Here is a 23342-nt window from a genome sequence, read left to right as displayed (position 1 = left end):
ATCGGACTAGATGACCACCGGCGGGCCCGGGTCGGTGGTGCGCGCCGGGCCGGGGATCAGATAGCGCAGGTTGTCGATGCCGGGGGTGGCGCATCCGTCGACGACGCTGCCGTCCGCGGTCGCGATGCCGTCGGGCGGCGTGGTGTTGACGTACGGGGTGAACGCGCAGTCCGAGGCGTCGGTCGCGAGGGTGGTGTCGGTCTGCCAGCCGGTGGCGGCGAGTGCCAGCGCGCCGAGCACGGCGGGTGCGCCGAAGAATCCCTTCTTGACCTTGCCGAGGAGCTTTCCGCGCTGGTCGGCTTCGTCGTCGAGCGCGTGCCGCCCACCGGACTGGGCGGGCGGTCCGGCCACGAAACCGGCGGGCCCCGGTGGCTGGGCGGCGGGCGGCGCGGCAGGCGGCGCACCCCAGCCGACCTGGGCGGCATAGGCCTGCCCGGGATGCTGCGGTTCGGGGTAGTCGTCCTCGTCGAACGGCTCGGTGACCAGCAGATGCGCGGCGCCGAGCACCAGTGCGTGCATCGGGTGATCGGCCACCTGCAGCCGCTGTCCGAGGTGGTTCTGGAAGGCCAGGCGCAGCGCGTCGTTGAAGCAGACGTTGCCCGCGAGCAGCACCGTCGAGGTGTCGGCGCCGATGGAACGGGCCGCGGCCATCGCCTCGATTACCACGTTGTCGGCGGTGCGCGCGTCGCGCAGCGCCTCCGGGTTCACCGAGACCTCCACCGATTCGGTCGGCTGCTCGTCGTCGCCGTGCACCGCGACGACCAGCAGCGTGCGGCCGTCGGAGTAGATGCCGGTGGCGCCGATGCCGGTGTGGTGCCGCTCGCTCGGCGGCGAGACCAGGCCGAGCGCGCGCAGGTATCCCGACAGCGCGACGCTCTCCGGTAGCGGTTCGACGACCACGTCGAGCTGTTCGACCAGTCCGGCGTAGACCTCGACCTTCTCCTCCGGCCAGCTGTCCGGATACGGCAACGCCACCAGCTGCGGCTTTCCGCGCAGATACTTGCCGACGGCGGCCAGCGGGTTGTAGAGCCTGGCCCGGAACACCAGTTCGGCGGGCCAGGTGGCGCCGGCGATCACGATCTGCGGGTGCCCGAGGATGTCGCGCACGTCGGCGATCGCCATCCCCAGATCGGGTCGCTGCCGGTCGACACCGGCGGTGTGCAACCTGCCCGCGGCGTCGGCGAGCAGGTAGGCGGGCGGGGTGTAGGTGCCCTCCACCTGAACCGGGCGGATGGGGGTCTCACCGCCACCCGCGGCGACAGACACCACATCCCACCCCAGATGCAGGGCGCCAACTCGAACGGTCACAGGCTCAAGTGTGCCCGGTCGGCGCTCGACACGCGCAGTGTGTCCGCCGAAACGACGTTGACCTGCCCGATCATCATGCCTGCGACCGCTTCAGCCGCAGGCGGGTCCAGGTGAGGAACGCCAGTGCGGCGGTGATCACGAGCACCATGGCGATGTCGAGGATCCAGATGCCGACCGAATGCGTCCACAGCGAATCGTCCTGCGCACCCCAGAACAGATTCTTCAGATCGACGGTCGACGCGCCCGACGCGTAACCCCAACGGGCCGGGAACAGGTACGACACCTGCTCGAGTCCGACGCGGTCGGTCACCGGGATCAGACCACCGGCCATCACGAGCTGCACCATGATCATCACCACGAGCATCGGCATGACCTGCTCGTTGGACTTGGCCAGGCTCGACATCAGCAGACCGAACACCACACAGCAGACCGCCGTCATGGCGATGTCGATGTAGAGCTCGATGCTGCCGTTCGGAATCAGCGATCCGGCACCGGGCGGGTTCTTACCGAGCAGGGTGATGCCGATCAGCACCGCGGACTGCAGGAACGCGACCACGCTGAACACCGCGATCTTGGCAAGCAGGTACGCCGAGGGCAACAGCCCGACCGCCCGTTCGCGGTGGAAGATCGTCCGCTCACCGACCAGGTCACGCACACTCAGCGTCGCACCCATGAAGCACGCGCCGAGGATGAGCACCACCAGCAGCTGCTGGGTCTCGCTACCACCGGACTTGGCGAACGACCCGTCGGGCTGGGCGACCAGCGGCCCCGCGGCGAATCCGTTCTCACCGGGCACCACCAGCGACAACGCACCGAGGATGAACGGCAACACCACCAGGAACACCAGATAACCGCGATCGGCGAAGATCAACCGCAACTGCCTGCGCGCCAACGTACTGAACTGCCGCATGCCGCTCGACTGCGGCGGCGCACCGGCATTGCCGCGCTGCAACGGCTGAGGCGGCGGTGGCGGCGGCACATAGGCCTGCCTGGACCGATACGCCGCGAAGGCCTGGTCCGGGTTGGCCGCGACATTGGCGAAGATCTCGGCCCAGTCGCTGGTACCCATCGCCGCGCCGACACCACCGGGGTGGCCGGCGAACGCGGTCTTGCCGCCGGGCGCGAGCAGCACCACCTGGTCACACATGTCCAGGCAGGCCACGGAGTGGGTGACCACGATGACCACGCGACCGGCGTCGGCCAGTTCGCGCAGCATCTGCATGACCTGCCGGTCCAGCGCCGGATCGAGGCCCGAGGTCGGCTCGTCGAGGATCAGCAGCGACGGACCGGTGAGCAGCTCCATCGCCACCGACGCGCGCTTGCGCTGACCGCCGGAGAGCCGGTCGACCCGGGTATCGGCGTGCTGGGTGAGCGAAAGCTCCTGCAGCACACCGTCGATCACCTGCTGACGGTCGGCCTTGGTGGTATCCGGCGGCAGCCGCAGCTCGGCGGCGAAACCGAGGGCCTGGCGGACGGTGAGCTGACGGTGCAGCACGTCGTCCTGCGGGACCATGCCGATACGCGAACGCAGCGCCTCGTATTCGGCGTGCAGGTTGCGGCCCTCGAAGGTGACCACACCGCCGGAGGGCTGGGTATTGCCCGCGATCAGCTTCGACAACGTCGACTTGCCCGCGCCCGAGGGGCCGATCAGCGCGGTCAGCGTGCCACGCCCGGCCTGCATGTTCACATCGACGAGCAACTGCTTGTTGCCCTCGACGGTGAACCCGACCCCGTGCACCGTGAGACCCAGTTCGGCGACCGGCTTCTGCCGGTGCACCAGCGCACCCTGCGCGACGACGAAGTCGATGTTGCCGATGGTGACGATGTCCCGCTCGCGCAGCACCGTGCGCTGCTGGCGGTGACCGTTGACGAAGGTGCCGTTGGCCGACCCGAGGTCCTCGACGACCAGCCCCTCCGGCGAGGAAACCAGCCGCGCGTGCTTGCGCGAGGCCAGCGGGTCGTTCACCACGATCTGGTTGTCGGAGGTACGGCCGATGCTCAGGCCGCCGGGCGGGATGCGGTCACCGCGCGCCACCGGTTCGGTCGAGGCCGCCTTGCGCACCGGCGGCAGCATCGAGGAGTCGGCGCGGCGGGTCATATTGATGTTGTCCTGCGGCGCGACCGGCTGCGACGGCAGCTGCGAGGTCGGCACGTACTGCGGCCGGGCAGGTGGCTGCTGCTGTTGAGGTGTCGGATGTGACGGTGGCTGGAAGGACGGGCGCTGCGGCGGACGGTGCTGCGGTTGCTGCTGCGAAGGCGGCGCGACCATGGTCGCCGCGTGCCGCGATCCCGCCCCCGGCGCCGCGGGCACGAGGTGCAGCAACGGCCCGCTGATCGCGTCGCCCAGGCGCACCTGGGTCGGCCGGTCGATCGAGACCGGCTGACTCAGCCTGCGTGCGTCGACGAAAACGCCGTTGGTACTGCCGTTGTCGGCGAGTACCCAGGCGCCGTTGCTGAAGCGCAGAGTGGCGTGCACGCGCGAGACCAGCGGACTGTCCACGAACAGGGTGACCTCGGGCGCACGGCCCATGGTGATCTGCTGGCTCGCTTCGAAGACTCGTTCGGTTCCATCATGGCGCACGGTGATGGTCTGCGCCCCCGGTGAAGACATGGAGCGGATACTATGCCATCGCCCGGACATCGGCGGTGCCCCCGAGACGGCTTCACACCCGATCCGGCGACCGACCTGCACGTGTATCCGGCCGACCAGGGGGACCGATGCCGAAAGGCCAAGTGCTCGTTGCCATCACCGCCGTGCTATGCGCACTGCTGAGTGTGGGCTGCACACGGGCGGTCGACGGCCGCGCGGTCTCGATCTACGACGACCCCTTCCGAGTAGCCGGTCTGCCGACCACCGGCGGCCCGAACGGCCCACGACCCGGCGTCGCGGATTCGTCGCTCACCGCGTCCAACGGTGACGGCGGCGAGGTCGACGCCCTCGCCCTCAACGCCATCGAGGACATCCAGACCTACTGGGAGTCGGTGTTCGGCACGGAGTTCCGTGGTGAGACGTTCGACCCGGTCACCACCCTCATCTCGTGGGACGCGCGCGCCCCACGCAACTCGGCGGTCGAGTTCTGCAAGGAAACCACCTACCACCTGGTGAACGCCGCCTACTGCCGCAGCGACAACTCCATCGGCTGGGACCGCGCGATGCTGCTGCCGACGATGAGCGAGACCTTCGGCCCGATGTCGGTGGTGATGGTGCTCGCCCACGAATACGGGCACGCCATCCAGACCATGGCCAAGATGGTCACCAAGAAGACCCCGGTACTGGTGAAGGAACAGCAGGCCGACTGTTTCGCGGGTGCGTTCATGCGTCATGTCGCCGAGGGCAAGTCGAAGCACTTCACCATCAACACCTCCGACGGCCTCAATTCCGTGCTGGCCGCGACGGTTTCGATTCGCGATTCCGACCCCGACGATCCGGAGAGCGTGCACGGTTCGGCGTTCGAACGGGTCACGGCGGTGCAGATCGGTTTCACCGACGGTGCGCGCGGCTGCAAGGGCATCGACGAGGACGAGATCGAATCGCGTCGTGGCAATCTGCCGCAGAGTTTCTCCGGCGACCAGGGACGCGGCGAGTACCCGATCACCCAGAGCAACCTGGTCGAGTTGAGCAAGGCCCTGCAGGCGATCCTGCCGGTGCGGCAGTCACCCTCCTACGACTATTCGGGATCGCAGGTGGAGTGCGACGACGGCGCCGTCACCGACCCGGTCACCTACTGCCCCACCAAGAACGTGATCGCCACCGATGTGCCCGGCCTGGCCGAACGCGGTTCCGCCGACGACAGCGACGACGGCCCGCTCCCGGTGAAGGTGAGCGGCGACTACAACGGCTACGTCCTGTTCATCTCCCGCTACACCCTCGCCGTGCAGCGCAGCAACGGCCAAGCGCTCACCGGCGCGAAGACGGGCCTGCGCGCGGCCTGCCTGTCGGGAGTGGTCACCGGCAAACTCGCCGAGCCCGGCCGCCCGGTCAGCCAGGGCGACATCCAGCTCTCCGCGGGCGACCTCGACGAAGCGGTCTCCGGCCTGCTCACCGACGGCCTCGCCGCCAGCGACGCCGAAGGCAACACCGTCCCCAGCGGCTTCTCCCGCGTCGACGCCTTCCGCGCGGGCGTCCTCAACGGCGCGACAACCTGCGAATCCCGCTACAGCTGACTCAGCCGAACGGGGGCGGCGCGGCTGGTTCGTAGCGCAGGACCCGGTTGCCGATCATGATCTCGGTGCCGGGGACGAGCACCAGCGGCTGGTTCGGGGTGAGCCGGATCCAGTCGCGATAGCCGGGCAGCCGGCTGCGAGTTCCGTTGGTGGAACCGCGATCCAGCAGTTGCACGTCCCAATTCACCAGGTGCACTTCGGCATGCGCGCGTGACATGCCGCCGGAGGTGTCGTCGATGCGCAACGGGATCAGGCCGCGTTGTGCCGCTTCGGAATTCTCCGGGTCGCGCCCGATCACCGCGTCGGCCGCGAGCAGGTAGGTCATGCCGTCGTCGAGGACGAGCATGCCCAGCGGCGGGCGGACCACTTCGGCCAGCGCCTGGGTCTGGTCGACCGGCATGCCGCACACCGTGCAGAACGCCGAACGCGGGTCGCTGGGATGCGCTCGCGCGCACTTGAATCCCATCACCTTCACCGTCAGCACCGTCGAACGGGCGGTCGCCTCTAGCCTGCGTTGCAGGTCGGGGTCGGGTTCGGGGGCGGGATTGGTTCCGGCGGTGCGGGTTTCGGCGTTGTGCGGGTCGACCAGATCGTGGTTGGTTCCGGTCACCGCGTCCAGCATCGAGGTCGCGGGCTGCATCCCCGTGGCAGGCGCCTCGGCCGGGCGCGAATCCTGTTGCGGCGGGCGTGGTTCCCGGTCGATGCGGGCAGTGGGCGGCGGCAGGCGGCGGGCGTCCGGGTCGGCGGTACGCACGCGGCTTCGCACATCGTTGGCCCACACCACGGCCCCGGCCGCCTGCGCGATGCCCTCGACCAGCCAGCCGATGCCGCGTTCGGCGGGCAGGTCGGGGATGCGGCCCTTGGCGTCGTCGACGAACAGCGCAACGCCCTTGGCTGGTTCGGAGGCCACCCGGTCGACGGTGAACGCCGCGTCACTACCCCGGTAGTACTCAGGCCCCCGATCGCCTGCGAGCACGGCGGTCACCGCGCCGTGCAGGAAGATCGCGACACCGCCGTTGTCGGCGGCCGAGAGCACCCCGAAGTCGATCGGCACACCCGGCGAGATCTGCTCGGCATGCTTCATCAGCCACCGGGTGGCCTCCCGCGCGACCGAGGCACCCGGCCCGCCCGGTTCCGCCTCCACCGCGGTGCGGACGAGCTCGGCCAGCGATTCCAGGGCGATGGCGGCGGTGGATTCCGGGGTGAGGCGTCCGGGCTGCCGGTGCGCCACCGCGATCACCGCTCCCGCCACGTGCGCCACGGCATGCGCGCCCGGCACGATTTCGACCTGCCGATCCCTCACAGGTATCGGCCTCCACCGGAACCGCGCAGCAGGGTCGTCGACATGACATCCAGACTATGGCAAAGCACCACACTTAGGGCCCCCTGGGCGGGCTTGTTCCGGTAACTTCACACCTACAGCGGGAGGAACACCGAGGGGCAGCCATGATCAGGATCCGCGTCGCGTTCGCATTGTCGGCAGTCACGATCGCCCTCACGGGCTGCGCGGTGAGTGGCACCCCCGTCGCAGGTGAGATCGATGTGCGCAAACTCGAGGTGGGGACCTTCGCCGTCGAGAAGCGCTCGCACGATGAAAAGGCCGGTAGCGCAGGTCCGCTCGTGGAGGGCATGCGGATGTCGGGCGCCGTGCCGCCGACGGTCCGGATCGATCCGTCGATGTCCTACGGGCGCGGGTCGACCGTGATCCCGTCGGTGGAACGCGCACTCGATTTCATCGCCAATGTGTCACGTCCGGTACTGGAGAACCGCAAGTTCGTCACCGGCTATGTGACGCTCGGCGCCGACCGCGCCGATCCCGACGGCAGCAAACGTCCCGGTGCCGACGCCACCGCCATCACCACCGCGATCCTGCGTTTCCCCGACAGCGCCTCGGCCACGCTGGCGGCCCGCGAACTCGAGGACGTCGACCTCGGCGTCTCCCCGGACAACCGCAAGCTCGCCTCGACGAAATACCCCGAGGCATATGTGCATTGGCGTCCCGGCATCCCGACCGTCGGTGCCTTCCACGCGCACAAGGAATTCGTGATCTCACTGTTCGTGCAGCGGCCACGCGCCGACGCCGACGACCTCGTGTCCTGGATCGATATGTCGCTGGAAGCGAGCCTGGCCCAGCTCGCGAAGTTCACCCCGACCCCCTACGACAAGCTCGCCGACCTGCCCGTCGATCCCGACGGCCTGCTGGCCCGCGCCGTCGTGGAGGACACCACCGAGACCGAGCCCGACCAGAGCACCTTCGCCGTGTACAGCCCCGAGCACATCGTGAGCCGGGTCGACGACGAGACCGCCCGCGAACGCCTCCTCGAAGCCGCGGGCGCCGACCGGTACGCCCTGGTCGAAGGCGGCGCCATCGCCCGCGTCCGCGATCAGGCGGGGGCCGAAGCGCTGATGCAGGGCTTCATCGACTCGGCCGAGCACTACGATTCCGTGCCCGCGCCCACCGATGTGCCCGGCGCCAAATGCTTCCAACTCAATTCGAAGGGCAACTCCGACATCGATTCCGAATACCGCTGCTACGTTCCGTACAAGCGCTACCTGGCTATTGTCGGTGCCGAGCAGGAACCCGAGATCCGGCAGAAAGTCGCCGCCCAATACGCCCTGCTGGCCAACAGTTTGTAGGTCGGCAGAACGGGTTACTATTCGGCCGACCATCGTTTCGGGGAGGAATGATCGCCGTGCTGTCGAGGAAACCGGCCTGCGCCGCACTGGCGACCGTCCTGCTCACCGGCCTGCTGGCGTGCGGCTCCGGGGAGGAACCGGGCGCGGCCAGCGATCCGCCGGTCGACCTGTCCACCCTCGATGTGGGCAACTACCCGACGCAGCCCCGGGTGGTCGGCGCCGTCGCGAGCATGGATCAAGCCCGGTTCATCGAGGCCGAACGCCTCGGCGATCACGTCCCCGCCCCCGCCGATATCGATCCCCGGTTCATTCACACCAACCCGTCGATCGCCTCGGTGTTCATCGACCCCGAGGCCGCGCTCGGCAAGATCATGGCCGTCGACCGGTTCGCCGAGATCGCCCCCGATTTCATCGGCGGTTTCGTGAGTTCGGCCCAGACCAAGCCCGACAACCAGGGCATCGACATGGTCAACGCCGTGATGATCTTCCCCGACGCGCAGAAGGCCACCGCCGCCGCGACCGCGCTCGAGCAACTCGACTTCGGCTACGCGCCCAACAATCAGCCGATCGAGATCCCGGGTTACCCTGCGGCGAAAGCACATTGGCAGCCCGACCAGCAGTCGATCGGATCGTGGTTCGCCACCGGGCATCTGGTGATCTACACCTGGTTCTACGACTACCTCAAGATCTGGCTGGGCAAGGTCGACAAGCAAGCCCTGCTCGACCTGACCCGCAAGAGTCTGGACACCATCGTGCCGTCGGTCGCCAACTTCACCCCCACCGCCGATCTGATGACCCTGCAACGTGACCGCGACGGCATGCTCGGCCGCACCGCGCCCCGCCCGCGCGAGGATTCCTGGCTCAACCCGCCCGGCGTGTACGCGGGCCGCACCGCCCGCCATTTCTCCTCCGACCCGGTGAGCATGACCGCGATGATCGCCGACAACGGCGTCGACCTGTACGCCAGTGACGGCGCCGAGGTCTTCCGGGCCCGCGATATCGCGGGCGCACAGGCCGTGCGCGACGAATTGGGCGGTCTCACCCGAAAATTCACCGCCGTCGACCCACCGAAGAATCTGCCGAGCGCCGAATGCAAGGAATACATCGGACGCAATCAGCATTTCGCGATCCGCTTCTACTGCGCCGTCTCCTACGACCGCTACGCCGCGTACGTCTGGTCCAACCAGCTCCTCGACGTGCAGCAACGCGCCGCCGCCCAGTATGCCCTGCTGGTGAACGCGTCATGAGAATCCGCCGTTTCGCGATCGCCGCGTTCGCTGTCGTCCTCGCCGGCTGCGGGTCGGCGGTCACCGGTTCCCCGCTGCCTGCCGAGATCGACATCCGCACACTGGATGTCGGCAGTTTTCCCACCGAACCGGTGAATGCCCACGACGACGACCCGGTTCCCGATTTCTACGAGATGTACCACGTGGCGGGCATGCGCGTCGCGAGCCACGTCATCGACGCCGCTGCCATCGACCCGCGGATGAAGTACGGCACCGGGGCACGCGCCTTCTCCGACGGCACGGCCGCCTGGGAACTCGGCGACGACAAGGTCGTCGAGCCGATCCTCGAGAAGCACAAGATGCTCTACGGATTCCTGTCGACGGGCGCGTCGACCGATTCCACCGTGAGCTCGATGGACTGGCCAGCCAAGGAATCGACGAACACATTCACCGCCGCGACCATGGTGCTGCAATTCCCCGACGCCGCCCACGCCACCGCGGCCGCCCAGGAACTCCACGACGCCGAGCTGGCCGCCTTCGCGGGCCGCAACCAGCCCGTGAGCATCCCCGGTCACCCCGCCGCACGTTCCCACTGGCGCCCCGATTCGCCCTTCGTGCGCACCCTACTGCCGCACGGCCCCTATGTGCTCGCGTTCCTGCTCTCGATCGACAAACCCGACCAGAACGCGCTGACCGCCCTGGCCGCCACGGCTTACGACAAGCAGATCGAGGCGATGGCCGACGTCCCCGTTCTCACCGACGAAGAGGTCTACGCCCTCCCGTTCGACCCCGACCACCTGCTGGTCCGCACCCTCAATCCCGACCAGTTCACCTTCCCCGGCGGCGACGGTGCTCACATGGTCACCACCGCCACGGGGGCCCTCCACTTCGCGGGAACACCCGGCGTCCCCCTCTCCCCCGAACGCGACAGAATCGCTGGACAGTTCGCCGCGATGAAAGCCGAACAGGTCGCCTTCTCGCACGGCACGATGACCATCCGCACCGCCGACCCCGCCTCGGCCCAGCGCGCGATCACCGACAAACTCTTCCCCCACCATCCCAAAGCCGATGCCGCCCCGCCGCCCAACCTCCCCCAGGCCGCATGCACGGAGAACCGCACCCTCGACGGCGCCAAACGGTTCACCTGCCTGGTCGCCTACAAGCAATACGTCGGAGTGGTCGGTGGCAGCCAATTGCTCGACGCCCACCAACGTGCCGCAGCGCAGTACGCGTTGTTCGCCAATACCCGCTGACCGCCCCGTTCGGGCCGGTTTCGCTATGCTCCGGCCGAGCAAGGGCAGCATGCACCGAGTCAGGAGATCGTGAGATATGGCGATGAGCCCCGGCACCATCGTCGGCGGGTACCGGATCATCCGGAAGCTCGGCGCGGGCGGGATGGGCTCGGTCTATCTCGCGGCCCACCCCAGCCTGCCCCGCACCGACGCGTTGAAGATTCTCAGCGCCGAACTCAGCAACGACCCCGAGTTCCGTGCCCGCTTCGAGCGCGAGGCGAATCTGGCTGCCGGACTGGATCATCCGAATATCGTCTCGGTCTTCAACCGCGGCGAGGAACACGGCCAGCTGTGGATCGCCATGCAGTTCGTCGAGGGCACCGACGCCGCCGCCGAACTCGCCCGCGACCCGCAGGCCATGACCCCGCTGCGCGCCCTGCGCATCACCACCGAGGTCGGCAAGGGCCTGGATTTCGCGCACCGGCGCGGCCTGCTGCACCGCGACGTCAAACCGGCGAACTTCCTGCTGTCGAGCAGTTACGGCGACGAAGAGCGAGTCCTGCTCACCGATTTCGGCGTCGCGAAGTCGACCGACGACGCCTCCGAACTCACCCAGACCGGCAACTTCCTCGCCACCATCGCCTACGCGCCACCGGAACAGCTGTCGGGTGCGCACCTGGATCACCGTGCCGACATCTACAGTCTCGCCTGCTCGTTCTACAAGCTCCTCACCGGCCAAAACCCTTTCCCCGCAACGCAACCGGCCATGGTGATGATGGGTCACCTGCACGAACCGCCGCCGCGGCCGACCGCGGTGCGCCCCGGCCTGCCGCCCGCGATCGACCACGTCATCGCCCGCGCCATGGCCAAGAACCCGAACGAGCGGTTCGGTACCTGCCGCGAATTCACCGACGCCGCGACCGCCGCCCTCGTGCCTGGCTCGCACCCCACCGGCCACCACACCGCCCCCACCTACCCCGTCCAGGTGCCGCAGCAGTGGTCACCACCCACTCCTCCCGCCGCCGCCCCGGCATCCGAGAAGCCGAGGAACAAGCTGCTCCTCGCGGGCGCGGCCGTAGTGGCGGTGGTCGCGGTCGCCGCGGGCATCGGCATCTGGGCCTCGAGCGGCGATTCCACCCCACCCGGCCCCTCGACCAGCACCACCGCCGCGCTGACCCCGCTGGAACAGGCCCGCAAGGACAACCCCGCCTTCGCGGGCAAAACCGTCCTCATGGTCGACGTGGCCGCCGACGGCAAACTCGCCACCTACCTCGGCGGCACCCTCCCCACGAAATTCTTCGAAGACCTCGGCTTCGTCTACAACTTCAACTACACGAAAACCGGCGAGGAACCCTCCCCCCGCCCCGTCACCAGCACCACCACCCGCTTCGACACCCCCGACGACAGCTACATCCTCGCGGTCCGCAGCGACGAAAAAGCAGGCGGCGGCGGCCTCCTCGGCCTCCCCTACCAACTCACCGGCTCCCGAGCCACCGTCATCCCCATCGACGACCCCCTCACCGTCACCGCCATCCGCACCTGGACCACCACCTCCGAACAAACCCTCCTCTCCCGCCTCGTCCCGATCCTGAAAAACCGGGTGAAGTAGCCGTCGGTCGCAGACGCGGTAGCCTGTCGATCGGTTGAACGCCGCGATACGCGGTGATCGGTTGGAGGGGGAACATGCGGCTCGAGCGATTCGCTGCGTTGACGGCGGTCCTGGTGCTCGGATCCGGTTGCGCTGCAACAGTATCCGGCCAAGCCACGCCGAGGACGACACCGGTCGACCTCGCGGCCCTGCAAACGGGCGCGATGGTCACCGAACCGACCGACTTCGAACTGAACTTCAGCTCGCACGCCGCACAGCGGGTCAGGCTGATCGAAGGGCGGCGGCTCCTGAACGTCCTGGTCCACCCGACCGACTTCGTGCCGACCCTGACCGAGTCGAGCTACACCAAGATCTTCGCCGACGCCGAAGAGATGACCAAGACCGGTGGACTTCCAGAGAAGTTCGAAGATGCTGTCACCACCAATGATCTGGTCGCCGGCGTCTGCACAACACGAACGAACGGCAGCAGCCGTGACTTCGAATCCCTGTTCGTCGGGATCCTGGAATTCGGCACAGAGCAGAACGCCGTCGCGGCCGCCGCCGCGATGTACGCCGTTGGACTCACGCAGGAGAACTCTCGGCAGCCGGTGGCGATTCCGAGCTACCCGGGCGCGCACGGCTCTGCTTCGGACAGCAGCGTCAACGCTTTCCAGCCGCACGGCCGATTCGTGATCGTCACCGCGATACAGCCGGTAGCAGACCGCAACTCATCGGCCGACATGATCAAGAACGTGCTCGACAAGCAGATCGAGGCGCTGGACAAGTTCCAGGCCGTCGCCGCGGACGACCTGCTCGATCTGCCACTCGACCAGGATGGCATGGTTCGGCGCACAATGAGCAAGTCCCCGGTGGGCGACCCTTTTCAGATGGGCTTCCACAACGAGGATTTCGGCATATTCCTCCCGTCCGGGATCCTGCACTACGAGCGCAACCCTCACGAAACCCGCAAAGCGCTGGTAGACGCGGGGGTCGATCTCATCGGACGCCGCTACAGCACGGTCTACCGAACCAGGGATGTCGAATCCGCCTTCTTGCTGCAAACCGCGCTCGCTCGGCGCGGCAAGCACGACACCGTTCTCGAGCCGCCGCCTGGCATCGCCGATGCTCAATGCGTGCGCTTGGCCGAACCGGACAAGAATCGCAACTACAACGGTTTCTGCGTCCTGGTCTACGAACGGTATGTCGCCGTGGTGATGTCTCAGGCGTCCCAGTTGAACAGCACGCAGCCGTCAGATCCGACATTGCAGGAACGCACAGCCGCGCAGTACGCGATTCTGGCGAAGAGCGAGTGATGAATATGCGAAAGCTCCGCGCCTACGCCGCCTTTTCGGTCCTGATTATCCTCTCGAGCGCCTGTGGAAGCTCATCGGAGCCCCCTGCTCCGACCGCACCCGAAGTGGATATCAGCAAGCTGAACTCCGGGAACTATCCGACGACGCCGGTCGATGTCGAGGCCACGAGACAGCCACTTTCAGGGGCCGTTCGAGAATCCGTCATGATCGGTGCCGCGTCGCCGATGCCATACGACTACGACCATAGATTCGTCTACAACCGGCTGCGGGTGAGCCGCGAAATCACCACAGGCAAACCACCGTGGTACCCGGGGACCGACTTCAAGGGCGCCGAGGAAACACTCGACGCCATCCCCGGTGTGGTAGCGGGCTGGCAGACCGCCGCCTCCCGCCGTGCCCACATCTATACCGGCCGTGAAATCGACACGATGGTGGTCCGGTACACCGACGACGACCACGCGCGGTTCGCCTACGAGGAGTTGGCCAAGCGCACAAACGGTGTCCCAGGAGAAGTGCCCGGCTACCCGGATGCGCAGGTACGGGTCGCGATCACGAAGGACTCGTTCAGTACTCAATACATGCGCGCGTGGCTGGTTCGCGGCGATCTGCTCATCCACGCTGCGCTGAGCGACCCGGTCAGTGTGCCCTTCGACGCGGCAGCCAACGCCGACATCGTCAAACGCTTCTTCGACAAGCAATTGGCCATGCTCGAGTCCTACTCCCCCACCCCCGTGGCCGAGATCGACAAGGCCCCCTTGGACGTGGACGGTTTGCTGACCCGCACCCTGCCCGCCGAGGATGGACTCGCAGTCGGCCGCGTATATCCCAGGCAGGCCCTGCTGCACCTGGCAAATCGACCCGACAGAATGATGCCTGCCTTCGATGACGCCGGCGTCGACTACGCCGCTGCCGCGGGCGGCTCGGTGTATCGCACACGTGACGCGGCCGCAGCGGTCCGGTACCTGGCGGCAGAGGCCGCCGACATCGACCCCAGGTACGAACCGATGGACGCACCTGCCGAAATGCCCGGCGCGCGGTGTTACAAAGCCAAACCTGGTAAAGCGATGGCCATTGCTCTGCCGCCGACTTGTCTGACCACAGTGGGCCGATACGTTATCGGGTCGGTCGGAGCGAATCCACAGGACGCTCATCAGCGCCTCGCCGCTCAGTACAAGCTTCTTGCCGGGTACCAGTGAGCCCAGCGTCTGACAAGGAAGTCATAACCGTCGGTGCGCTACTATGCCCGCGAACCAGATCACCGGGGACGAGGTGGGCCATCGAGCTCACATCGGATCGAAAGAGTTAGTTGGAGGGGGAGGCGTGAGGTTCTGTCGTGGCGCATCGATAACCCGTTTCGCAGTTCAGGTGGCAGTCGCCGGCGTCATCACCGCCACTGTCGCCGGGTGCGGCGGACAGGTTTCCGGCTCGGCCACGCGCGAGGCGCCGGATACCTCGGGCCTCGACTTCGGCAACTACCAGACCGAACCTCGGGTGGTCGGCAATGCCAAGAGTCTGACCCAGGCGCGAGCGTGGGAGGCCCAGCGCCTCGCGGACTACGTGGCGGTCCCGTTCGAGGTCGATCCCGCGTACGTCCGTGACGCGCGATTCGATTCGTTCGTTCCGAGCACTCAGATCGTGCTGAACCGCAAGGGTCTCGGCGGGCTCATCGTCAACGACACCTTCGACGAGGTCGCCGAAGACCTCGTCGCCGGCTGGCTGAACTCGTGGGCCACCGAACTCGACGCCGAGAACAAGTCACGCAAGCTGCATCTCTCGGTGCTGATGTTCCCCGACGCGAAAACCGCGGAGTCCGTGGGTCCGACGCTCGAGCACGACGACTTCACCTTCAACACCGAGAACGTGAAGGTGCCGATCACCAAGTACCCCAAGACTTTCGCGCATTGGCGTCCGTCGGTGTCCTCGATCGGTTCGTGGACCGTGCACGACCGCTACGTCATCTTCATGAAGATCGACGACGAGACGCGTGCACCGGACCTGCCGTGGCTCACGAGCCAGGTGGAGAAGACACTCGAGGTGCAGATCCCCCTGCTCGACAAGTTCGTGCCGACGCCCTCGGACAAGCTCGAACACATCCCGCTCGACCCCACCGGGCTGCTCGGCCGCACCCTGCCCTCGGATCCCGGCGCACCCGTACGCGCGCAGCCCGACGGGTACTCCACCGGTCGCGGCGCGTTGAACTTGTTCGCCGAACCGTCACCGGATGTGCTGGCCGATTTCGCCGAGCATCAGATCGACCTCATCACCTTCGGCGAGGCCGTCATCTTCCGTTCGGCCACAGCGGCAGGCGCGAACGGCATGTACCAGGAGGCGATTGCCCCGGCGGACGACAAGCAAGAGGTCGAAGCGCCCGAAAAACTTCCGGTACCCGTCAAGTGTTTCGCCAACACCTACAAAGACTCCGAGGGCCAGGTGAAACCCGTCGACCACATCTGCTATCTGCAGGTGGACCGCTACGCCGTGCAGGTTCGCAACAAGAACCTGCAGGACCTGCACCAGCAGACGATCGCGCAGTACATTCTGCTGGCCGCTCGATAAGGAATCCGCGATGAAGACTTCCCTGCGGCTTGTCGGGCTGCTCACCGTCCTGACTCTCGGATCAGGTTGCGCGTCAACGATTTCCGGTCAGGCCAAACCAGGCATCACCCCCGTCGACATAGCCGCGCTGCAAACCGGCGCCCAGGTCGTCGAGCCCACTCCGTTCGAACTCAATTTCAGCTCGCATACCGCACAACGCATCAGGTTGATCGAGGGTCGGCAACTGCTGAATCTTCTCGTCCACCCGATCGATTTCATGCCGAGCCTCACCGAGCTCGACCACACCCGGATCTTCGCCGATTCGTCCGAGATGTCGAAAACCGGCGGCCTGCCGAGCACTTTCAACCCGATCGTCGACCAGAACGACCTCGTGTCCGGGGTGTCGACAGTCCGGACCAACGGCAGTGCTCGCGCCACCGAGTCGATGTATGTGGGAGTGCTGCATTTCGGTACGGCCGAGAATGCCAAGAACGTTGCCACCGGCATGTTCGAAGTGAGTACGCGAGGCGAGCCACCCCGCCAGCCGATCGAAATCCCCGGCCACCCCCAGGCCAACGGCACCATCGGGGCCGCAAGCGTCAATGCGTTCCAGGCGCACGGACCGTTCGTGGTCGTCACCTCGATCCAGCAGCCCCAGCCCGACCGCACGGCCTTGTCGCAGAAGATCCAGATGGTGCTGGACGCCCAGATCAAAGCGCTGGACTCCTACAAGCCGGTTCCTGCCGACGACCTGCTCGACCTACCGTTGGATCAAGACGGCATCATGCGCCGGACCATGGGCAAATCGCCGGCCGGTGACCCGTTCGGCATGAGTTTCCATCAAGAAGATTTCGGCACCTTCCAGCACTCGGGCATCTTGCACTACGAACGCAACACTCTCGAGACCCGCAAGGCATTCGAAGCGGCGGGCGTCGATTTGGTCGGCCGCCGCTACAGCACCGTTTACCGCACGCGCGACGTCGAGTCCGCGTTCCTGCTACAGACCGCGCTGGCCCGACGTGGCAAAGAAGACGCCGTGCTGGATCCGCCGCCCGGCATCGCCGACGCCCAGTGCGTGCGGCTCTCGGATGCCGACCCCAACCGCGGCTACAACGGCTTCTGCGTGCTGGTGCACGGCCGTTACGTCGCCGTGGTGATGGCAATGGCCACGGCGTCTCGCACCGCACTGCAGGCCGATCCGGTGTTGCAGGAGCGGACCGCCGCGCAATATCTGATCCTCGGGAAGAGCGAGTAGACGACCATGCGAAAGACCCGCGCCTACAGCGCTTTTGCCGCCCTCGCTCTCCTGCTCGGTGCCTGCGGTGACGATCCGGAACCGGCCGCACCGCCCGCACCCCAGGTCGATGTGGCGAAGCTGGATTCCGGCAATTACCCGACCACGCCGCTCGATGTCGAGAGCACCCGCACCGCCATGTCGGGCGCGTTGCGCGAATCCATCCGGATCGCCGCCGCATCGCCGACCCCGTACGACTACGACAATCGATTCGTCTTCGCGGCCCGTCCCGGTCACGCCGTCACGGCCGAAGCTCCGCCCTGGTATCCCGGTACCGATTTCGAGAACGGCAAAGACACTTCGGCCGCCATTCCCGGTGTGGTCGCAGGATGGGAGACGGCCGGGCAACGACGCGAAGAATTCAGCGCCGGTCGCGAGATCGATACCATGGTCGTGCGTTATGAAACCGCCGATCAGGCCCGCTTCGCCGCCGATGAAATCGGCAAGCGGACCAAGGGTGTACCCGGGCCCGTGATTCCGGACCACCCGGAAGTCCAGACCCGTGTCGATATCAACAAGGGTTCGTACACGACCCAGTACCTGCGCGCCTGGCTGCTCCGGGGCGACCTGCTCATCCACGCGAGTCTGTCCGACCCCATCAGCATTCCGTTCGACGCGGCGGCCGATGCCGACATCGTGAAACGCTTCTTCGACAAGCAGCTCGAACTGCTCGCATCGTACAAACCCACGCCGGTAGCCGATTTCGGGAAACTACCGCTCGATGTCGACGGCCTTCTGGCCCACACTCTTCCGGCGAAAACGAAGGAGAGCGAGGGTGCAGCCTTCCCGGTACAGGCAGTCCTGCATCTGGCGGGCTCGCGCCGCGACAAGCTGATCGCCGCCATCACCGATGCGGGGATCGACTACGCCAGCTTCGCCGGCGGATCGGTGTTCCGTGCGCGTGACGCCGATGCCGCCATCAGGTACATGGTCGCCGAAGCAACCGATTCGACGACCGAGGACCACATGAAGGTGGACGGGCCGGCCGAGATGCCAGGCGCGGAGTGCTATAACGCCAAGCCCGAGGTGAAATACGCCTCCGACGCACCGCCGATGTGCATCACCACCATCGGTCGGTATGTCATCAAATCCCAGAGCATGAATCTGCAGGACGCTCAGCAACAGCTGGCCGCTCAGTACAAGCTCCTGCACGGTTTCAGCTGATGAACGCGTGGACGATGCGGTAACGCGGCACCTGTTAGATTGCCCTGGTCGGCACGTGCACTGCGGGGCGCGCGAAGGATGAGGAGATGCGAATGGCCTTGCGGCCCGGCGCAATTGTAGGTGGCTACCGAGTGATCAAGGTCCTCGGTGCCGGTGGCATGGGCACCGTCTACCTCGCCCAGAACCCCAGCCTGCCACGCCGCGACGCCCTCAAGGTGCTCAGCGGTGACTTGTCGACCGACTCCGAGTTCCGCGCCCGCTTCGAACGTGAGGCGAACCTGGCGGCCGGCCTTGACCATCCCAATATCGTCGCGGTGTACAACCGCGGCGACGAGGACGGTCAGCTCTGGATCGCCATGCAGTACATCGACGGAACCGACGCCTCGGCCGAGGTCGCGAAGGGCCCGGCGCGGATGCCCGCGCATCGCGCGCTGCGCATCATCGGCGAAGTCGGCAAGGGCCTGGACTACGCCCACCGCCGCGGGCTGCTGCACCGCGACATCAAGCCGGCCAACTTCCTTATCGCCGCCGCCGAGGACGGTGACGAGGAGCGTGTGCTGCTCACCGATTTCGGCGTCGCGAAGTCGTCGGACGACGGCCAGGAACTCACGTCCACCGGCAACATCATGGCCACCATCGCCTACGCTCCGCCCGAGCAACTGATGGGTTCCAAGCTCGACCACCGCGCCGACATCTACAGCCTCGGCTGCTCCCTCTACAAACTCCTCACCGGCCAAAACCCTTACCCGGCAACGGTGTCGGCCATGGTCATGATGGGCCACCTGCACGAACCACCGCCCCGGCCCACCGCCGTCCGCCCCGACCTCCCGCCCGCGATCGACCACGTCATCGCCAAGGTGATGGCCAAGGACCCGGCCCAGCGCTACAACACCTGCCGCGAATTCGTCCAGGACGCCCACACCGCCCTCTTCGGGTCTCCCATGCAGGCCCCCGCCTCGCAAGGCTTCCTCACGACGCCGAGCATGCCTACTGCTCACACGACCGGGCCCAGGACCATCGCCACCGAACCGGTCGGCCAGCCGCGGTGGACCACCGACCCCAGTCGCCCTATCGCTACGAACACCGGCTACCACGGCAGTGTTCCGGAAAGCGACATCGTCACCGCCCGCAACCCCCAGCCGTTGCGCTCGCCGAAACGAGCGCGAAAGTTCTTGCTACCTGGGTTGATTGCGCTCCTCGTCGCAGCACTGGTCGGCACAGGTGTGTTTGTTCTGACGAGACCAGATGGTGCAGCAACTGCTGGTGACCCGATGAGCGAAGCCAGAGCCCAGAACCCCCAGTTCAGCGGCAAAACCATCACGGCATACAACTTCGGCAACTCCAGCCTGTCCGTAGTCTTGAACCCCAGCGACCAGTGGAAGTTCCTGCGAGATCTGGATTTCGACTACAATCCGGAATTCAAGGCGGTCGGCGACGAAAAGTCACCGCGAGCGCTCTCTGTTGGCGACTACAACGTCAAGAACACGACCGATGTAGTCCTCATTCTCCGTACGGACAGCCAAGCCGGCAACGGCGGATTCCGCGGTCTACCGTACTCACTCACCAGCGGTAGCGGTAAGACAGTCATCATCGACGACCCAGCCACTGTACAGGCCTTCCAGGTGTGGAGTTCTCAGTCGGAACAGATTCTCATCGAGAAGATGGTGCCCATTATCGCCAAGGCTGTGCAGTAGAAAGTAGTTGTTACTAGATGCATGCCGCGAACCAGAAAACTGCGCGCATTCTTCGGATCGCCTTGATCACCGCCGTCATCACATTGTGCAGCGGATGTGGAATAGCCGTTGAAGGTAATCCGAAACCAGGTTCAACTCCAGTTGACCTCGATCAGATTCGAACCGGGCCATATCTAACTGAACCGACAGAATACAAAGCCGGGGATAACAGCACAACACCGGGCCATGAATGGCTCAGACTCATGGAGGGGCGCAGGCTCTTAAACTATGCCATTCACCCCATGGATATTGACCCTGAGCTTGTCGTAACAGGAAAGACCAGCATCTTCATCGATGTGTTGGACATTCCGATTACCCTCGGGCTAGGCGAGAACCACAAGAGGATACTCAAGGACAGCAAACACTTCATCACGGGATTGACAGCCAGGAAATCGAACAAGAGCCTGCGGACCCCGAAAGAATTTGAGGTCGGAATATTCCGGTTTGATTCGGATACAGAAGCGGCCCGTTCGGCACATGAACTACACAGGGCGACATTGGAATCGGGCCCACGAATCGAGCACGCGCTGGACAGCGGCGCTGCAACACATGCATCGGTGCTTGATGACAAGGCGATCGACGTTTGGCAGGCACACGGAACGTATGTAGTGATGATTTCTGCCCGCATTTCGTTCGCAGATAGTCCCCAGCTGGAATCGGTAGCGAAACAGGCTCTGCAGATTCAGGCTGCATCGCTCGATAGCCAGCAACCGATCCCAATGGACGACGTACTCGATCACCCCCTCGACCCTGGCAATCTGATGCGGCGTGCAATGCCCCGTGAAATCGGAAGCTGGCTCGAGTACGAGAAGTACTTCGGCCTACTCCAACCCTCTGGCATGCTCCATTACGAACGCGATCCCGAGGGTGCCCGAAAGAAGTACGCCGATACCGGAGTAGATATGATTGCCCGCCGGGCGACCACCGTCTACCGAACGCGCGATCTAGCTGCCGCATTCGAGCTGCAGACATTCCTCGCCCAGCCGACGAAGGATGATGTCGCCCTCGATCCGCCGCCAGGAATCGCCGACGCACAGTGCATACGATTGGACGTAAAGGATCCCAGCCGAGGCTACGACGCAATTTGCGCGGTGGTATACGACCGTTACGTCGCGGTGGTGGCGGAGAAGATGGGGAATACGTCAGCGCGCGCCGACTATTCCCTACAAGAGCGCACCGCCGCCCAATACGCAATACTCAAGAAATGCGGGTGAATATGCGGAACACAATAGCACTCACCGTAGCCGCCATCACGATCTCTGCGGCGGCAGCTTGTAGCAATCCAAATACAAACACCTCCGACGTCGAGCTGGATAAGCTTGATGTCGGAAACTATCAAACAATGCCAGTTGCTGCGGAGACCTTCCAAACTTCTGAATCCGGCGCCCTTCGAGAAGCGATCAACATAGGTTCCCACACGCCGTTGCCATTCGAATACGATCATCGCTTCGAATTCGGAAACTATTTTGGCTATAGGCAGCACGTCACAAGGGGCGAACCACCAGACGGATTCGATAACACAGGCGTAGATGCTGAAAACTTCAATGCCGAAATCCCTGGCTTGGTAGCCGGGTGGCAAACCTTCGGACAACGCAGGTTCGAACCGGACTTCGGGCGACATATAAAAACTTACACACTTAGGTTTGAGACGGCATCAGCTGCCACCAATGCCGTTCATCGAATTTCAGAACGAGCCGCAGGCGAGAACTATCCGATAGCAGACCAGCCGAACACGATTACCAAAGTTACCCCTGGGGTCTTCTACGGTGGCACGATGGAGTCTTGGACAAGTCACCATGAAATGCTGCTGTACATCAAGGTCGGCGACCCGGTCAGCAGACCCTACGAAGCAGCCGAGTCTGCATCTATTGCTAAGAAGTTTTTCGATAAACAACTGGCGATGCTGAATGATTACGAGCCGACGTCGCTCGCTGAAATATCAAAGCTACAGTTGGATATCGACAACCTTTTGGCCCACACACTACCGTCTGACGATGGGCGTATCAAAAGTGCGGTATATCCGGCTCGCGTCGCTCTATCATTGTCAAAATACACGAAGCTGATGTCCAACGCGTTCACCGACGCTGGCGTGGACTACCACACGTCGGGTGGCCTGTCACGAGTGTGGCGCGCACGCGATGCGGCGGCTGCAGAGCGCCTCTCGACAGCACTCAGGAGCGGAAGCCTTGACCTCATCGGCTTGAGGCCCTCAGACACCCACCCTCCAGGCCTCCCATCGGCGAAATGCTACGAAGTAGACCCTACAGATCCCTCGTACGCCAATATCCCTCCACAGTGCTTCATTACCGTGGGCAGATTTGCCGCCCGAATAGGCGGGGCCAACATGCAGGACACCCATCAACGGACAGCCGCGCAATACAAGCTGTTAACGCTTCTCAAATAGAAGGGGCGCGGATGCAGGAATCCCGCACCCGCGCCCCAGGCAGTTCTGGATTAACCCAAAAGCATGTTCGCCAGCGCCTGGTCAGTCGCCTTCATGCTGTCGGCACCCGACAGTGTCGTAGCACCGATCTTCTGCAGGCTGGTGTTCAGGTTGATCGAGTCCTGTGACCACTTGGTCTGCATGATGGTGAAGGCGGCCGAGCCTTCACCCTCGGACCAGTTCTCCTCGATGAAGCGCTGAAACTCGTTCTCGTAATCCTGCAGCGCGCTGGTGATTGCCTGAGCCTGAGACTGCAGACCCGTGCCAGCGTCGTTGATTGCCGCGAAGTCATACCGGATCGAACCGATGTCAGCCATTGTTTTCCCCTTCTCAAATAAGTATGGATCTAGCTGGATTACGGAGCAGTGTTCATGTTCAACTGCTGGGCCTGAATGATCTGCTGAGCGTTGTCGACCTCGGTGTCATCGATCTTCCCAGCGATGGTCGAGACCTTGTCGGACGCGTCATACAGAGCCTCGTTCAGCTTCTTGGCGTTCGTCAGGTACTCCTGCATCGAAGACTGGAAAGCCTTGCCCGCTGCACCTTGGAATGCCGGGCTGTTCACGTCGTTCGCGTGGCCTTCAGCGCGGGTGATCATCCCCTGGATCGCGTCGTGCTTATCCTTCATCCGTCCGGAGAACGCCCGGATCTCGTCAGGAGTTGCGTTGAAACCCATCTTCTGGCTCCTTCGTGGTCAGCGGTGGA

Annotated in this window: 18 protein-coding genes; 13 read left to right on the top strand and 5 right to left on the bottom strand. The window is 65.1% G+C overall.

Features of this window, described 5'->3' with window-relative positions; translation table 11 throughout:
• Window positions 1–6: 6 nt before the first annotated feature.
• Complete coding sequence (locus ACSVDM_RS04480) at window positions 7–1308, bottom strand: hypothetical protein (protein ID WP_439263024.1); 1302 nt, start codon at window positions 1306–1308, stop codon at window positions 7–9.
• 73 nt (window positions 1309–1381) lie between these two features.
• A complete protein-coding gene (locus ACSVDM_RS04475; protein WP_439263022.1) occupies window positions 1382–3919 on the bottom strand; it encodes an FHA domain-containing protein in 2538 nt (845 codons plus the stop codon).
• A 107-nt stretch (window positions 3920–4026) separates the two neighbouring features.
• Between ACSVDM_RS04475 and ACSVDM_RS04470 the strand changes: the two genes are divergently transcribed.
• Complete coding sequence (locus ACSVDM_RS04470; protein WP_067641250.1) at window positions 4027–5472, top strand: metallopeptidase; 1446 nt, start codon at window positions 4027–4029, stop codon at window positions 5470–5472.
• A gap of 1 nt (window position 5473) precedes the next feature.
• On the opposite strand, the gene ACSVDM_RS04465 is transcribed toward ACSVDM_RS04470, so the two are convergent.
• The gene (locus ACSVDM_RS04465; RefSeq protein ID WP_439263020.1) at window positions 5474–6775 is read right to left on the bottom strand and encodes an FHA domain-containing protein; all 1302 of its coding nucleotides are present in this window, start codon (window positions 6773–6775) and stop codon (window positions 5474–5476) included.
• A gap of 143 nt (window positions 6776–6918) precedes the next feature.
• On the opposite strand from ACSVDM_RS04465, the gene ACSVDM_RS04460 reads away from it, so the two are divergent.
• From ACSVDM_RS04460 to ACSVDM_RS04405, 12 genes are all read left to right on the top strand, one after another.
• Window positions 6919–8109 (top strand): DUF7373 family lipoprotein, encoded by a 1191-nt coding sequence (locus ACSVDM_RS04460; RefSeq protein ID WP_439263018.1) that lies wholly within the window; start codon window positions 6919–6921, stop codon window positions 8107–8109.
• A 56-nt stretch (window positions 8110–8165) separates the two neighbouring features.
• Window positions 8166–9356, top strand: coding sequence for a DUF7373 family lipoprotein (locus ACSVDM_RS04455; protein ID WP_439263016.1), 1191 nt, complete (start codon window positions 8166–8168; stop codon window positions 9354–9356).
• Complete coding sequence (locus ACSVDM_RS04450; protein WP_439263014.1) at window positions 9353–10588, top strand: DUF7373 family lipoprotein; 1236 nt, start codon at window positions 9353–9355, stop codon at window positions 10586–10588. Before ACSVDM_RS04455 ends, ACSVDM_RS04450 begins: the two co-directional genes overlap by 4 nt.
• Window positions 10589–10664: 76 nt before the next feature.
• Complete coding sequence (locus tag ACSVDM_RS04445; protein WP_439263013.1) at window positions 10665–12176, top strand: serine/threonine-protein kinase; 1512 nt, start codon at window positions 10665–10667, stop codon at window positions 12174–12176.
• Between the two features lie 74 nt (window positions 12177–12250).
• On the top strand, window positions 12251–13468 hold the full coding sequence (locus tag ACSVDM_RS04440) for a DUF7373 family lipoprotein (protein ID WP_439263011.1): 1218 nt from the start codon (window positions 12251–12253) through the stop codon (window positions 13466–13468).
• Window positions 13468–14664 carry a DUF7373 family lipoprotein gene (locus ACSVDM_RS04435; protein ID WP_439263009.1) on the top strand — a complete coding sequence of 399 codons (1197 nt, stop codon included), beginning with the start codon at window positions 13468–13470 and terminating at the stop codon, window positions 14662–14664. The genes ACSVDM_RS04440 and ACSVDM_RS04435 overlap by 1 nt, the downstream gene beginning before the upstream one ends.
• A gap of 169 nt (window positions 14665–14833) precedes the next feature.
• Complete coding sequence (locus ACSVDM_RS04430; protein ID WP_439263007.1) at window positions 14834–16024, top strand: DUF7373 family lipoprotein; 1191 nt, start codon at window positions 14834–14836, stop codon at window positions 16022–16024.
• A gap of 10 nt (window positions 16025–16034) precedes the next feature.
• Window positions 16035–17258: a DUF7373 family lipoprotein gene (locus tag ACSVDM_RS04425; protein WP_439263005.1), complete on the top strand. Its 1224-nt coding sequence runs from the start codon at window positions 16035–16037 to the stop codon at window positions 17256–17258.
• A 6-nt stretch (window positions 17259–17264) separates the two neighbouring features.
• Entirely contained in the window at window positions 17265–18461 is a 1197-nt protein-coding gene (locus tag ACSVDM_RS04420; RefSeq protein ID WP_439263003.1) for a DUF7373 family lipoprotein, read from the top strand.
• 131 nt (window positions 18462–18592) lie between these two features.
• Window positions 18593–20155: a serine/threonine-protein kinase gene (locus tag ACSVDM_RS04415; protein ID WP_439263001.1), complete on the top strand. Its 1563-nt coding sequence runs from the start codon at window positions 18593–18595 to the stop codon at window positions 20153–20155.
• Between the two features lie 17 nt (window positions 20156–20172).
• The gene (locus ACSVDM_RS04410; RefSeq protein ID WP_439262999.1) at window positions 20173–21408 is read left to right on the top strand and encodes a DUF7373 family lipoprotein; all 1236 of its coding nucleotides are present in this window, start codon (window positions 20173–20175) and stop codon (window positions 21406–21408) included.
• On the top strand, window positions 21399–22598 hold the full coding sequence (locus tag ACSVDM_RS04405) for a DUF7373 family lipoprotein (RefSeq protein ID WP_439262997.1): 1200 nt from the start codon (window positions 21399–21401) through the stop codon (window positions 22596–22598). Before ACSVDM_RS04410 ends, ACSVDM_RS04405 begins: the two co-directional genes overlap by 10 nt.
• 50 nt (window positions 22599–22648) lie before the next feature.
• On the opposite strand, the gene ACSVDM_RS04400 is transcribed toward ACSVDM_RS04405, so the two are convergent.
• The gene (locus ACSVDM_RS04400; protein WP_181700674.1) at window positions 22649–22954 is read right to left on the bottom strand and encodes a WXG100 family type VII secretion target; all 306 of its coding nucleotides are present in this window, start codon (window positions 22952–22954) and stop codon (window positions 22649–22651) included.
• Window positions 22955–22992: 38 nt separating this feature from the next.
• Window positions 22993–23313 carry a WXG100 family type VII secretion target gene (locus tag ACSVDM_RS04395; protein ID WP_439262995.1) on the bottom strand — a complete coding sequence of 107 codons (321 nt, stop codon included), beginning with the start codon at window positions 23311–23313 and terminating at the stop codon, window positions 22993–22995.
• Window positions 23314–23342: the final 29 nt, after the last annotated feature.

Origin of the sequence: Nocardia sp. JW2 (assembly GCF_051843015.1) — a bacterium.
Taxonomy (GTDB): domain Bacteria; phylum Actinomycetota; class Actinomycetes; order Mycobacteriales; family Mycobacteriaceae; genus Nocardia; species Nocardia coubleae.
Note: the sequence above shows the minus strand (reverse complement) of the source record. Positions and strands in the feature narration are given on the sequence as shown.

Bases quoted from the DNA above. Each gene is read 5' to 3' on its own strand.
- ACSVDM_RS04440 (WP_439263011.1), top strand. From the start codon at position 12,251: ATGCGGCTCGAGCGATTCGCTGCGTTGACGGCGGTCCTGGTGCTCGGA.
- ACSVDM_RS04425 (WP_439263005.1), top strand. From the start codon at position 16,035: ATGAAGACTTCCCTGCGGCTTGTCGGGCTGCTCACCGTCCTGACTCTC.
- ACSVDM_RS04400 (WP_181700674.1), bottom strand. From the start codon at position 22,954: ATGGCTGACATCGGTTCGATCCGGTATGACTTCGCGGCAATCAACGAC.
- ACSVDM_RS04470 (WP_067641250.1), top strand. From the start codon at position 4,027: ATGCCGAAAGGCCAAGTGCTCGTTGCCATCACCGCCGTGCTATGCGCA.
- ACSVDM_RS04475 (WP_439263022.1), bottom strand. From the start codon at position 3,919: ATGTCTTCACCGGGGGCGCAGACCATCACCGTGCGCCATGATGGAACC.
- ACSVDM_RS04395 (WP_439262995.1), bottom strand. From the start codon at position 23,313: ATGGGTTTCAACGCAACTCCTGACGAGATCCGGGCGTTCTCCGGACGG.
- ACSVDM_RS04460 (WP_439263018.1), top strand. From the start codon at position 6,919: ATGATCAGGATCCGCGTCGCGTTCGCATTGTCGGCAGTCACGATCGCC.
- ACSVDM_RS04445 (WP_439263013.1), top strand. From the start codon at position 10,665: ATGGCGATGAGCCCCGGCACCATCGTCGGCGGGTACCGGATCATCCGG.
- ACSVDM_RS04410 (WP_439262999.1), top strand. From the start codon at position 20,173: ATGCATGCCGCGAACCAGAAAACTGCGCGCATTCTTCGGATCGCCTTG.
- ACSVDM_RS04450 (WP_439263014.1), top strand. From the start codon at position 9,353: ATGAGAATCCGCCGTTTCGCGATCGCCGCGTTCGCTGTCGTCCTCGCC.
- ACSVDM_RS04405 (WP_439262997.1), top strand. From the start codon at position 21,399: ATGCGGGTGAATATGCGGAACACAATAGCACTCACCGTAGCCGCCATC.
- ACSVDM_RS04435 (WP_439263009.1), top strand. From the start codon at position 13,468: ATGAATATGCGAAAGCTCCGCGCCTACGCCGCCTTTTCGGTCCTGATT.
- ACSVDM_RS04420 (WP_439263003.1), top strand. From the start codon at position 17,265: ATGCGAAAGACCCGCGCCTACAGCGCTTTTGCCGCCCTCGCTCTCCTG.